The following is a 12,019-nucleotide window of genomic DNA, read 5'->3' as shown; positions in this document are numbered from 1 at the left end:
ACTCAGCGAACGGGTCGCGGCACCGTGTGACCGGTGGCGATGATCTCCTCGGTCGCCTCCGGCGACAACGGCGGCACTTCACCGTCGTGTCCGCGGAACCAGGCGATGGTGCGGTGCAGGGCGTCCTCGATCGGGACGATCGGCGCCCAGCCGAGCTCGCGCTGGGCGATCGTCGTGTCCGGACGGCGCACCGTGGGATCGTCCACCGGACGGTCGATGTGCACGATCGGCGAATCCGAGCCGACCAGCCGGACGATCCACTGTGCGAGGTCGAGCATCGAGATCTCGTGCGGGTTGCCGATGTTGATCGGGCCGCTGTGATCGCTCGCCGCCATTGCGAGGATGCCCGCGACGAGGTCGTCGACGTAACAGATCGAACGAGTCTGCAGACCGTGGCCGGCGACAGTGACTGGCTCCCCCATCAGCGCTTGGCGGATGAAGTTCGGGATGGCACGCCCGTCGTTCGGACGCATCCGCGGGCCGAAGGTGTTGAAGATTCGGACGATGCCGGTGTCGACCCCGTACGCCTGCCGGTAGGCCAGCGTGAGCGCTTCACCGAAACGCTTCGCCTCGTCGTACACGCCGCGCGGACCGACCGGGTTCACATTGCCCCAGTACGACTCCGGCTGCGGGTGCACCAGCGGGTCGCCGTACACCTCGGAGGTCGAAGCGACGACGAACCGCGCGTCCTTGGCATGTGCGAGATCGAGCGCGTGGGTGGTGCCCTGCGAGCCGACCTGCAAGGTCTCGATCGGCATCCGCAGGTAGTCCACGGGGGACGCCGGGCTGGCGAAGTGCAGCACCAGGTCCACGTCGCCCTCGATGCGCAACCCCTCGGTGACATCGGCCTGCACGAGCCGGAACCGTCCGGTGTCGTGCAGGTGCGCGACGTTGTCCGGGCTGCCGGTGCAGAAGTTGTCGACGGCGACGACCGTATGCCCCTGTCGAAGCAGGGTCTCGCACAGGTGCGAGCCGAGGAATCCGGCCCCGCCGGTGACGACAGCCCTCATGTCAGTGGCGCGGTTGGCGCCGGCTCTTGCTCATGACGGCCATGATCGCGCCGAGAACCAGCAGGATCAGACCGAGCGGCATCAGCACCCACGGAGCGACCGAGAGGGCGTTCAGCGACTTGCCCTTGCTGCTGTAGTCGTCGACGTTCTTCTTGATCGTGTCGTCGGTGAACACCGAGGTGGTGTCCATGACGGTGATCGGCTCGCGGTTGGGCACCGTGAGCTTCTGCACCTGGTGCTGCTCCATCTTCATGAACACGCCGGTGATCGGGTCGGCCCACACGGTGATTTGGTTGCCGTACGAGCGGTCGGCGTTCTGGGCCGGCGACTCCTTCGGCAGACCGAAGAGCGATCCGGGAACTTCCTGCTTGGTGAAGACGGTGTCGGGAATGACGACCTGGAACTTGTAGGTCTCCATGTCGCGGACCTTCTCCTCGCCCTTGAACTCCAGGTTCACCGGCTTGGCCAGCGTGGTGTCGAAGTAGGGGTAGGTCTTCTTCTCGACGTTGAACGGCAGCTTGATCGTGTAGGAGCCCTGGTAGTCGACCTTCTCACCGTTCAGCTCGGTGCCGTCCCACTTCAGCGTCTTACCGGTCTTGCGGTCGATCGCGTACCGCTGGACCGTCGCCGAGATCGGCGGGTTCTTGGTCTTGTCGCCCTGCTGCTTCTTGGCGTTCTCGACGCTGTCGGTGTACTGCCACTGGTTGAGCACCAGCGCGTCGTCCGAGATGCCCTTCGCCGCCTTCTCGTCGGCGACGACCGTCGCGGTCGTCTGGATCGGCGAGTCCTTCTTGAAGGACAGCGAGGCGACGTCGAGGAAGTTCGCCTTCTCGTCGACGAGGGTCTGCGACGTGTTCTGGTCCTTCGGGATCACCGCAAGTCGCGGGTACGCGTAGAACTTCAAGAGCAGAGCGAGGGTCAGGAAAAAGGCTCCGAACGCGATGACGATGGCGGATTTCCGCACGCTGGCCTCCCAGTGGTGAGCAAGGTCTACCGGAGAGTAGCAGCTTGGATGCGGCGTAGGTCACACCTTCAGAAGACGTGTCATGGAGTTTTTGTCGAGCAACCGTTCCCTGCCGTCGACCTTGACAACTGCCATACCCAGACCGAGCGCGGGCTGCAGGTCCGAATCGCTGTCACCCACCATCACGCAGCGGCGCGGATCGGCCCACGGCGCACGGTCCAGAATGTGGCGGAACAAGCCGTCCGCGGGCTTTCGGCAGGCGCACGTGCCGGCCAGGTGCGGGCACACCGCGAACGCGTCGATGCGACCCGGTTGCAGGCCCTCGATCAGCGCCCGATGCACCGCGACGAGCGCTGCGGCGTCCATCAGTCCCTTGCCGACGCCCTGCTGGTTGGTGACGATCGCGACCGGGATTCCATGGTCGTTCAGCGAGCGGACCGCGGCGGCCGCCCCCGACAGCACCTGCAGATCCTCGGGACGCTCGATGTAACCGGGGCGGTGGACGTTCAGCGTGCCGTCGCGGTCGAGCAGGACAAGATCCCAACGCCCGCGGGCAGAGGGTTGCGGAATCCCTGCGGTGCCCGCGCCGAGCAGTTCGGCGTCAGACAGATGCATCGCGGGACAGTACGTCGACGGCCTCGCACCACACATGTGCCCACAGCATGTGGACCTCCTGGATGCGCGGCGTCGAGCGCGAGGGCACGACGAGCAGGTGATCGACCGATTCGGCCAGGTGTGCCCCGCCTTCCCCCACCATCGCGATGGTTAGCAGACCACGACGTCGTGCCTCGGCCAGCGCCGCCACGACGTTCGGACTCGTGCCGCTGGTGCTCATGGCCAGCAACACATCGCCCTCCTGGCCGTGCGCGGCGACACCGCGGGTGAAGACCTTGTCGTAGCCGTAGTCGTTGCCTACCGCGGTGATCGACGAGAGCGACTCGGCCAGGTTGATCGCCGGCAGCGGGTCGCGGTCGTGGATGCACTTGCCGATGAACTCGGCCGCGACATGGGACGCGATTGCGGCCGACCCGCCGTTGCCGGCGACCAGCAGCGTCCGTCCCGCGACGAGGGCCGCGATGAGTTCCTCACCGGCGGTTCGAACCGCATCCGCCAACTCCGGATCGGCGAGGGCACGGGCCAGCTCCGCCCAATCGTTGATCCCATCGGCGAGTTGCCGGTGCACGGCCGCGGTCGCATCCCCGGGGGTCGTGCCGTGCAGCGGGTGAGTGTCCGGGTTCACTTCTGGGCTCGCCATGAGACGACACCTTCCTTGCTGAACGTCACCTCGGACACCACGAGCCCCATGTCGATGAGTCGCTGAGCCACCAGGTGGCGCCTCTCGAACTCGCAGACGAAGACCATGTGACCGCCGCCGCCGGCACCGGTCACTTTCCCGCCGAGCGCACCGCACCGGCCGGCTTCCTCCACGGCCTCAAGGATGAGGGGGTGGCGATGCGCGAGGACATCTTCTGCTTCTCCTGCCAGGCCTGACCCAGAAGTCGGCCGACGGTGTCGACCTCGCCCCGCACCAGCGCGATCTTCATCGCCGCAGCGAGGTCCTTCTGTGCGCGCAGACCGGCCAGGGCCTGGCTGTCGCCGGTCTCGTACCGGGAACGCTGGTCCTCGATGATGTGGTCACTCACCCGCGTCGCCCCGGTGAACGCGAGCAGCATGTTGTGTTCGAGTTCGTGCACGGTTGCCGGGCGGATCCGGAGCGGGTTGACGATCACCTGCTCCTTCTCGAACTCGATGAAGTTGAAGCCACCGAAAGCTGCTGCGTATTGATCCTGGGAACCGCCGGGGATCCCGAGGTCCTCGCGCTCGAGCTTGTAGGCCAACTCGGCGATCTCGTACGGCGTGAGGTCGACATTGCAGTGCTGGGCCACCAGGCCGATCACCGACACCATGACCGCACTGGAGGAACCGAGTCCGGAGCCGGGGGGCGCCTGGGTGTGCAGGAACAGGTCGAAGCCGCCGGACGGCGTTGCTCCTTCGAAGTCACGCACGCGGGCGATCGCCGCCTTGGGCAGGTCGAGTTGTCCGTCGTACTCCACCGGCTGGTCGATGTCGAAGCCGATCGACTTGCCGAAGTCCTGCGACTGGACGGTGACCTTGCCGTCCGTGCGCGGACGCAACGTGGAGAAGGCGAACGCGGAGATCGTGCTCGACAGAACACACCCGCCCTCGCGCTCCGGGAACGGCGACACATCCGTACCGCCACCGGCGAACGAGATCCGCAATGGCGCCCGGGCCCGTAGCACTGGGCGGCGGTGATCGATGACAGAAGGATCGGTCGGCTGCGTGAACGTCATCGGGACGGCTAACCTCCACCACGTCGAACCGATTTCCCAGCAGGTCGATGAGAAACTTACTGCACAGTAGCCAGGAGTCGGGAGAGAGGTATGCGCAGATTCCCGATGCTTGACGGGCTGCGGTTGCTGGCTGCAGGTCTGGTGCTGGTCTCCCACGTGGCCTTCTGGACGGGAGCGTCCGGGATCGATGTCAGCGGCCCGTTGCTGGCGCGGGGCGACAGCGGAGTCGCGGTGTTCTTCGCCATCTCGGCATTCCTGCTGCTGCGCCCCTACTTCGGGCGCGACGTCGACCTGCGTCGGTACGTCGTGCACCGCGCGGCACGGATCCTGCCGGCATACTTCGTCGCGCTGGCCGCCGTCTGGCTGGTGCTGTTCCTGCGGACGGGCTCGGTCGGCGGCGCGATCGATGTCGTGGCGCACCTGTTCCTCCTGCAGGGTTACACAGGCGCCGACTACCAGGCGTTCACCCAGACCTGGAGCCTGACTACCGAGGTCACGTTCTACGCGCTCGTGCCGTTCGTCGGACCGGTGCTGGCGCGTCTCGCACGACGCGACGTCCGGCGAACGCTTCTCCTTCTCGCTGCGGTCGCCCTCGTCGGCGTGCTCGCTCAGGCACTCGCGACGGCCGGCACGGCGGCACGCGCCACCACGTGGCCGGGAGTCCTGGCCACCAGCGTGATCGGTCACGCCTCGTGGTTCGCCGCCGGTGCAACGCTGGCCGTACTGATGTCCGGAGCCGGACGAACGTGGCTCGCCGGTCGCGTCCCGGCGCCGTCCGCGAGCATGTTGTTCTCGACCGCAGCGCTGACCTATCTCCTCGCGTCCCTCCCGTGGGCCGGACCGGTCGACCTCACGGCGCCGACGGTGTCACAGGCGATCGTGAAGGAATTGCTCTACACCGCGTTCGCGTTTCTGGCGCTCGCGGCCGCGACCCGCCCGGCCGGCGACGAAGCTGCCGAGCGAGTGCATCGCTCCCCCGCGCTGCGCCTGGCAGGCGATCTGTCGTATGCCGTGTTCCTCTGGCACGTCCTGGTGCTGCAGGTGCTCTACCTGGTAGCAGGATGGCCTTTGTTCGCAGGCGGATTCGGCTGGATGTTGTTCGCTGTAGTCACCGTGACGGGCATGATCGCCTATGCCTCGGCCCTACTCATCGAACAGCCGGTGATGAAACGGTGGGCCTCGAAACCGACGACTGCCCCGGACGACGGAACGGTACTTCCGTCGCGATCACGGTGAGCGTGAGCGTACCCAGCACCTGGCCGGCTGCCGCTCCCCAGGAACGCTGATCCACCACTCCCCCGAACGCGAGCGCCAGCCCGGCGAGAGTCATGGCGAGCGCCGCGACGAGCGGTCGCAGACGCCGGGGTGACGCCGCTGCACCGAGGCCGACGAGGACGCCCACCGGACCGGCGGCGAGGCCACCGACAACAGCGCCGAGCAGCGCGCTGCGAACCGGGCCGGCTCTGTGTGTTTCAGGCTCGTCCTCGACGCCGTCGAACGAAGACGTCGCGTCCACCCGTCGGGTGATGAAGGCGACCGCTGCCAGGAGCAGGACGCACAGGAGTCCGACCAGCAGCCCTGCGCGATGCCAGGCGGTCGGAGCGAACATCTCCCGCACGGCACCCTCACCCGGGGCGTACGCCTGCCGCCAGCCGTCCACCGTCAGGCTGGTTCTCCCCCGCGCGGTCCAACCCGGGTTGGCACCGTGCGTCGTGACGAACAGCGGTTGCTGTTCACCGCGGGGTGGGGATCCGAGGAACAGGTGCTCGACCTGCGCACCCTCGGCGGGATCGACCCGGATGTCCAGTCCGCCGGGCGGCACGTCGACCCGCTCCGAGAAGCACGGGACGGCACGACGCAGCGTCCCGGTCGCTCCTGCGGCGAAGCGGAGCGGGAGCTTCGAAGCACCCAGGGTCACGGATCCGGCGGCGCCACAACCTGATCCACCGGCTTCGGCAGTCCGCACCCACACGGACAACGGCACTCGGCCACCCGCCTCGATGCGCACGCGCCGACGGAGCACCTCTTCCTCGCCCGCACGGGAGGGCACCGTCGCAGCGGTCACGTCGGCTCCGAGCAGCAGCGCGCCTGTCCGCAGATCGACCCCGTCCGGGACGACGACGATCGAGCCGATGGCAACGCCGTCGAGCGAAACCTCGTTCAAGCCCATCACCGGTTTCGCAGCACCGTCCGGTGCCCGCAGGGACACCCGGATCGTGGTCGTGCCCCGGGCGATGGAGAAGTCCGCGTGTTGCGCTGCCGGGTGTCGTGACTGACCGTTCACCGTGATCTGCGCCGGCACGGTCAACCCTTGTCCGGTGGCCACGCCGACTCGCATCCGCCCACCGTCGGAGGGTGCGTCGAGTTCAAGGTCGTAGGTGGCCGTCGTCTCGTGATCGCCGGTGAGCCAGGTCGTCCGCGGGTCACCGTCGATCGCCGCGTACTGCGAATGCGCAACCGAGACAGGGGCTTTCGCGAACGGGTCCGCCGCACTGGAACTGGCGGCAAGGGCTCGCAGGCCGATGAGTTGACGATGCGGTCGCGCCTGGGCCGGCACCGGCGGTGGGAGGTCCTTGGATCCCGCCACGCCCGGAGACGGGTCGGATGCCGGCAGGGTCGGACCGTAGGCGAGTTGAGCGGGCGCGCCGTTGTGATAGACCCGCCAGCCGCCGGAGTCGGTGACGAGGCCGGCCGGCTCACGCGTGTCGGCCGACAGCACGGTCGCGATGTCACGGGTGATCGCTCCGGTGGCAAGAGCGGCGGGCAGCGCTTCGGATCCACCGGACATCACCACCCGCGCCGCGGTTCGCTCGACCGGCGTGGGTGCGACCCGCCAGATGGAGCGGTGCTTGTCGCGCTCCCCCGCCACCTCGGCCAGTCCGGGTGACGCGGCGAGGGTTTTCTCGACGTTCTCCCATGAGCCGGCCCCGGCATTGCCCGCAAGATCACGCCGGACGACGACGGTGCGGATCCCCATGCGCGCCAACGATTCTGCGAGCGCGGGCTGCGATTCACCGGACGCAGCCAGCGCGTCGATTGCGTCCAACATCCTCGTCGCCACCGGATGACCCAGCGGTGCGGAGGCGCGCACTACAACCGGACTGTTGGCCATCGCGGACAGCGGTTCGTCGGTGGACCGTCCCCAGGTGTAGGACGCCGTACGCGACGACGGGAGCAACAGCGTGGACCCCTCATCGCCGGACAGCCGGTCCACGGTCTTGGCGGCTCGCTGCCAGGACGCGGGTACGGCGCTGTACGACGCGTCGGAACCGACCCGTCCTTGCCACAGGGGTACGAGAGCGAGCAGCGTGACCGCCGCGACGGCACCGGCACGTATCCTGCGCTCGAACAGGTCGCGTCCGCGCAGGTGTGCCGACGAGCCCACCAGACCCGCCAGCCCGAGCGCCAGGGGCAGGCGGATGAGCAGGTCGATCTTGTGGACATTGCGGAACACGACCAGGGGTCCGTCGAGCAAGCCGCGGACGGCGTCCGCGAAGGGTGCGCCGGCGAAGCCCGGGTGACCGACGACCATGACCAGCGTGCCGAGGACAACGCTGACCAGCGCGAACCGGCGCACCACCCCCCGTAGGCGCAGTACCCCCACCACCCCGAGCGCCGCGACCAGACTCGTCAGGACGATCGCGGTGAGAGACTGCGCGACGATCCACCCGCCCTGCCAGGACGGGTGGCCCTCGGCGTCCAGGATGTAGGCGATCCAGTTGTTCGCACCACGCAGCGTGTTGGGCACCGAGGTGACCGCGGTCGTGATCGAGGCCGTCTCGATGTAGTCAAGGAACGGATAGGCATAGCCGCCCAGCACGAACAGCGGCAACACCCACCACAGACCGCCGAGCGCGGCGGCGAGCAGCAGCAACAGTATTCGCCGTCGGCCCACCGGATGGACGGCCAGCAGGATGAGGGCCGGCACCACCGCCACCGCGGACGCTGTCGCGTTCACCCCGCCGAGTGCTGCGACCAGGAGCCCGAGTCGCGCAACCGGCGCGAGAAGCGCACGGCCGCGAATCCGCGGGTCGCAGAACCCGCCGGCCGCCAGTAACAACCAGGGCGCGACGGCCCCCGGCCAGGCCTCGACCGAGTGATCGGACAACAAGGTGAGCACCCGGGGTGAGAGCGCGTACGCGGTCGCGCCGACCAGCGATGCCGTCGGCCCGGCGATTTCCCAGCGACGGATCAGTGCTCTGACGCCGGTGAACGCGACGACGATCAGCAGGGTCCACCAGATCCGTTGGACGACCCACGTCGGCAGACCGAGCGAATGCCCGACGCCGAAGACCGGCCCCATCGGGAAGAGGTACCCGTAGGCCTGGTTCTGCAACTCCCCGAGCCCGTTGTGCCCGTTCCATGCGTCCAACGAGCGTCCGAGGTAAGCCCAGGGGGCGATCGTGAGGTCGACCTTGGTGTCGGGCTGGATGCGGCCGGGTTGGACGAGCCACGGGATGAGCGCGATCGCGAGGAGCCAGACCCGATCGTAGAAGCGAGCCCTCGTTGCACGCTCCGTCCGAACGCTCATCGGTGGTCCGGTCGCCGCCGAAGGATCAACAACAGGTTCCAGGTCAACACTTCGCGCACGCCGGGCACCGTCACCAGGTGCGCCGCCCAGTCCGGAAGATAGCGCGGACGGGCGGCCAGCACCTCGAGGTCCGGGTGCGACTGCGCCCAGTCCAGTCCCTGCCGGACGCTGACCCGGAACAGAGTGTCGTCGACCAGGTTCTTGGGTCGGTGGCCGTGCTTGCGCTCGTACCGGCGCGCTGCGCGGTCACCGCCGAGCCAGTGCCAAGGAGACGTCTCGTGTCCGCCCCAGGGTGACAACCAGTTGGTGTACGACAGCAGAATCGTCCCGCCGGGTTTGGTCACCCGGACCAGTTCGTCGGCGACCCGTTCCGGTTCCGCGACGTGTTCCCAGACGTTGCTGCTGAACACGACATCGGCGGTGCCGTCGGCGAACGGCAGGGCGGCAGCAGTCGCGACGACCCCACCGTCGTGCACCGAGGGAACGTTCACGTCATGATCGATGGGCACGTATCTGGCTCCGGCAGCACGGAATTCACGCGCGAACTCGGCCGGTCCGGCCCCCACGTCGAGGACGAGGACGTCGTCGAATTTCACCCACTCGTCCAACAACTGCACGGAGTCCTGAGCCAGGGCGCCGTAGAACACTTCGGGGCGGGTCTGCTCGAGTCGGAAGGCGCGGAACAAACGCACCGACCGCCGAAGGCCACGCCGTGTTGTCATCGGGGACGACGAGCGATCAGCTGGAGCGTGGGCCGCATCGCCGGCACCACCGCTCGTCCGGCGATCACCAGGGGTGCGGTGACCGCGGCGGCTCCCAGGACCGCTTTGGAGGCAAGCACCCCGTGCGGGGTCGACTTGCGGGCGAACCTGCGAGCGATCGAAGCGATGTCCGTGGACAGGCTGTCGAGCAGCGGTCGGCGCACCTCGATGTCGATGAATCCGGCAGCTCGCAACGCCTGCTCCGCGCTGGCAGCGGTGAAGAAGCGAACGTGAGTGGGGTCCTCCAGCATCCACCACGCGGATCCGTACACCGTCAGGCCGGCGCTGTCCCCGGCCGGCGTGAAGAACTGCACCTGCCCACCCGGCTTCAGCAGGGCGTGGGCGATGCGCAGCGTCTTCGCCGGGTCGATGACGTGCTCCAGTACGTGGATGCCGAAAACCAGGTCGACCGCCACCGATCCGTGCGGGATCTCCTCGACCGGGCAGGCATACAGGTCGCCGTGCTGCCGCACGACCTCGTCGACCCTCAGACCCAACTGGTCGGGGTCAGCGCCGGCGACCGTGGCACCGACGTCCACGAAACGGCGCAGCATCGACCCGGTGCCGAAGCCGATCTCGAAGACGGAGTCCGGGACGCCGGAGCGCACCATCTCGCGGTAGGTCAGGGCGAGACGTGCCTTGTCGAGCGTGGGCTCACCGCCGTACGCCTGATCGCGGTGAGCGGCCGGTGCTGCCGCCAGGTCACGCGTCAGATGACCACATGCGGTGCACTGCTGGAGCACATCGCCCGCCGAGAGCGTCCGGGGTGAAGTCGTCGCGGAACAGACCTCACACGCTTGAGTCGCGATTATTGCTACCTCCGAGTAACCAATAGGCGCTAGCCTAGCGACGCACATCACATGAGCTGGCGAACACCGCAAGGAGAGTACGTGAGAACGTCCCAAGTCGCCGCGCAGTCCGCGCCGCTTCGGGTCCTCTACCTCTCGTGGCGCGATCGTGACAACCCCGAAGCAGGCGGCGCGGAGGTGTTCACCGAGCGGACCAGCGAGGTCATGTCCGACCTCGGCGCCCAGGTCACCATCTTCGCCAGCAAGTTCCCAGGTGCACGCTCGCACGACCGGCACGGCAATGTGCGTGTCATTCGGCAAGGTGGCCGATTCGGCTGTTACCTCGCCGGATTGGCGCACCTGGTGCGTCGCCGAGACGACTACGACGTGGTCCTCGACGTGCAGAACGGGGTGCCGTTCTGGGCTCCCCTGGTGTCAAAGGTGCCGGTGATCAACGTGACCCACCACGTCCACAAGGACCAGTGGCCGGTGATCTTCGGGCCGAGGATCGCGCGACTCGGCTGGTTCCTGGAATCCAGGATCGCCCCGCGCGTCTATCGCGGAAGCCGGTACATCACGGTCTCCAGAGCGACGCAGGACGATCTGGGGGATCTCGGCATCAACGTCGCCGACATCGACCTCGTCTACTCCGGCAATGATCTGCCGGACGACTACGACTCCTACGAACTCGTGCCGCGCACGCAGCACCCGTCGATGGTGGTGGTCTGCCGACTGGTGCCGCACAAGCAGGTCGAGTTGGCCATCGATGTCCTCGCACATCTGCGCGACCAGATCCCCGACCTGACCTTGGACATCGTCGGTTCCGGCTATTGGCGCGCGGAACTGGAGAGGCACGCGCAGGCACGTGAGGTTGCCGACCGCGTGCTGTTCCACGGCTTCGTCGACGAGAACACCAAGCACACCCTCCTCGCACGTGCCTGGCTTTCCCTCATGCCCTCGCACAAGGAGGGTTGGGGTCTGACGATCGTCGAAGCCGGACTGCACGGCACACCGACGATCGCGTTCGCTCACGCCGGCGGTCCGAGCGAATCGATCGTGCACGGGATCAGCGGACTCCTCGCGCAGGACATCCACGACATGACCGAGCAGGTGCGGGTGCTGCTGACTCATCACGACCTGCGCGAGGAACTCGGACGCGGCGCCCGCAAGCACGCTCGTGGTTTCTCCTGGGAGGCTGCCGGTGAGCAGGTTCACCAGGTGGCTCTCTCGGTTCTGGGTCGTGGCAGCCGCCCGGCGACACCGTCCACCGCCAGGGTGAACCCCAAGCGCATCGATCAGATCGTCCGCGAGTACGAGATCGAGCGCAGCCTCTCCCGAACACACGCCTGAACTTCCTCTCGGCGAACGAGGCCGACCACCCGCTGATGCGGGTGGCCGGCCTCGAAGATTCAGCTACTCAGGTCACTGGTCGTAGTTGATCTGCGCCTTGTAGGTCTGCGGCTGGCTGACGGAGGACTGCTGCTGCACGAGGCCGAAGATCGCGACTGCTGCGAGCAACGCGCCGGCGATCGCACCGACGATGTTCCAGGCAGCCTTCTTGCCGCCGTCGTTGTTGTTGTTCGTAGTGGCGCTCATGCGATTCCACACCCATCTTTCTCGGATCGCCCGTCGGCGATTCGGGACTCTGTCAAG

General features: G+C 67.5%; 12 protein-coding genes. 2 read left to right on the top strand and 10 right to left on the bottom strand.

Annotated features, from left to right (window positions below; genetic code table 11):
• Window positions 1-2: 2 nt before the first annotated feature.
• From MF407_RS06415 to MF407_RS06390, 6 genes are read right to left on the bottom strand one after another with little or no spacing between them, the layout of a single operon-like run.
• Window positions 3-1,010 carry a UDP-glucuronic acid decarboxylase family protein gene (locus MF407_RS06415; protein WP_141928666.1) on the bottom strand — a complete coding sequence of 336 codons (1,008 nt, stop codon included), beginning with the start codon at window positions 1,008-1,010 and terminating at the stop codon, window positions 3-5.
• A gap of 1 nt (window position 1,011) precedes the next feature.
• The gene (locus tag MF407_RS06410; RefSeq protein WP_129625082.1) at window positions 1,012-1,974 is read right to left on the bottom strand and encodes a DUF3068 domain-containing protein; all 963 of its coding nucleotides are present in this window, start codon (window positions 1,972-1,974) and stop codon (window positions 1,012-1,014) included.
• 60 nt (window positions 1,975-2,034) lie between these two features.
• Window positions 2,035-2,589 carry an HAD-IIIA family hydrolase gene (locus tag MF407_RS06405; protein ID WP_168990174.1) on the bottom strand — a complete coding sequence of 185 codons (555 nt, stop codon included), beginning with the start codon at window positions 2,587-2,589 and terminating at the stop codon, window positions 2,035-2,037.
• A complete protein-coding gene (locus tag MF407_RS06400; RefSeq protein WP_129625080.1) occupies window positions 2,576-3,229 on the bottom strand; it encodes an SIS domain-containing protein in 654 nt (217 codons plus the stop codon). The genes MF407_RS06405 and MF407_RS06400 overlap by 14 nt, the downstream gene beginning before the upstream one ends.
• Window positions 3,211-3,402, bottom strand: a complete 192-nt coding sequence (locus MF407_RS06395) for a hypothetical protein (RefSeq protein WP_239701794.1) — start codon at window positions 3,400-3,402, stop codon at window positions 3,211-3,213. Before MF407_RS06395 ends, MF407_RS06400 begins: the two co-directional genes overlap by 19 nt.
• Complete coding sequence (locus tag MF407_RS06390) at window positions 3,360-4,286, bottom strand: GHMP kinase (RefSeq protein WP_239701793.1); 927 nt, start codon at window positions 4,284-4,286, stop codon at window positions 3,360-3,362. Before MF407_RS06390 ends, MF407_RS06395 begins: the two co-directional genes overlap by 43 nt.
• Window positions 4,287-4,376: 90 nt before the next feature.
• Here MF407_RS06390 and MF407_RS06385 point away from each other — a divergent pair, with 90 nt between their 5' ends.
• Window positions 4,377-5,522, top strand: coding sequence for an acyltransferase (locus MF407_RS06385; RefSeq protein ID WP_141928670.1), 1,146 nt, complete (start codon window positions 4,377-4,379; stop codon window positions 5,520-5,522).
• Here MF407_RS06385 and MF407_RS06380 read toward each other — a convergent pair.
• Genes MF407_RS06380 through MF407_RS06370 form a run of 3 tightly spaced genes read right to left on the bottom strand, consistent with a single transcriptional unit; the run spans window position 5,434 to window position 10,321 of the window.
• Window positions 5,434-8,817 carry an alpha-(1->3)-arabinofuranosyltransferase family protein gene (locus MF407_RS06380; protein WP_239701792.1) on the bottom strand — a complete coding sequence of 1,128 codons (3,384 nt, stop codon included), beginning with the start codon at window positions 8,815-8,817 and terminating at the stop codon, window positions 5,434-5,436. The two genes, MF407_RS06385 and MF407_RS06380, sit on opposite strands and share 89 nt — an antisense overlap.
• Window positions 8,814-9,509: a class I SAM-dependent methyltransferase gene (locus tag MF407_RS06375; protein WP_239701791.1), complete on the bottom strand. Its 696-nt coding sequence runs from the start codon at window positions 9,507-9,509 to the stop codon at window positions 8,814-8,816. The genes MF407_RS06380 and MF407_RS06375 overlap by 4 nt, the downstream gene beginning before the upstream one ends.
• 26 nt (window positions 9,510-9,535) lie before the next feature.
• Window positions 9,536-10,321, bottom strand: coding sequence for a class I SAM-dependent methyltransferase (locus tag MF407_RS06370; protein ID WP_239701790.1), 786 nt, complete (start codon window positions 10,319-10,321; stop codon window positions 9,536-9,538).
• Between the two features lie 147 nt (window positions 10,322-10,468).
• On the opposite strand from MF407_RS06370, the gene MF407_RS06365 reads away from it, so the two are divergent.
• Complete coding sequence (locus tag MF407_RS06365; RefSeq protein ID WP_239701789.1) at window positions 10,469-11,716, top strand: glycosyltransferase family 4 protein; 1,248 nt, start codon at window positions 10,469-10,471, stop codon at window positions 11,714-11,716.
• A 72-nt stretch (window positions 11,717-11,788) separates the two neighbouring features.
• On the opposite strand, the gene MF407_RS06360 is transcribed toward MF407_RS06365, so the two are convergent.
• The gene (locus MF407_RS06360) at window positions 11,789-11,962 is read right to left on the bottom strand and encodes a DUF2613 family protein (protein WP_129625074.1); all 174 of its coding nucleotides are present in this window, start codon (window positions 11,960-11,962) and stop codon (window positions 11,789-11,791) included.
• Window positions 11,963-12,019 lie beyond the last annotated feature (57 nt).

It is taken from the genome of Yimella sp. NH-Cas1, from assembly GCF_022359705.1.
GTDB classification, from domain to species: Bacteria; Actinomycetota; Actinomycetes; order Actinomycetales; family Dermatophilaceae; genus Yimella; species Yimella lutea.
Note: the sequence above shows the minus strand (reverse complement) of the source record. Positions and strands in the feature narration are given on the sequence as shown.

What these genes read in the sequence shown, in the direction of transcription:
- MF407_RS06380 (WP_239701792.1), bottom strand. Translation starts at nt 8,817, where the DNA reads ATGAGCGTTCGGACGGAGCGTGCAACGAGGGCTCGCTTCTACGATCGG.
- MF407_RS06390 (WP_239701793.1), bottom strand. Translation starts at nt 4,286, where the DNA reads ATGACGTTCACGCAGCCGACCGATCCTTCTGTCATCGATCACCGCCGC.
- MF407_RS06385 (WP_141928670.1), top strand. Translation starts at nt 4,377, where the DNA reads ATGCGCAGATTCCCGATGCTTGACGGGCTGCGGTTGCTGGCTGCAGGT.
- MF407_RS06400 (WP_129625080.1), bottom strand. Translation starts at nt 3,229, where the DNA reads ATGGCGAGCCCAGAAGTGAACCCGGACACTCACCCGCTGCACGGCACG.
- MF407_RS06360 (WP_129625074.1), bottom strand. Translation starts at nt 11,962, where the DNA reads ATGAGCGCCACTACGAACAACAACAACGACGGCGGCAAGAAGGCTGCC.
- MF407_RS06415 (WP_141928666.1), bottom strand. Translation starts at nt 1,010, where the DNA reads ATGAGGGCTGTCGTCACCGGCGGGGCCGGATTCCTCGGCTCGCACCTG.
- MF407_RS06405 (WP_168990174.1), bottom strand. Translation starts at nt 2,589, where the DNA reads ATGCATCTGTCTGACGCCGAACTGCTCGGCGCGGGCACCGCAGGGATT.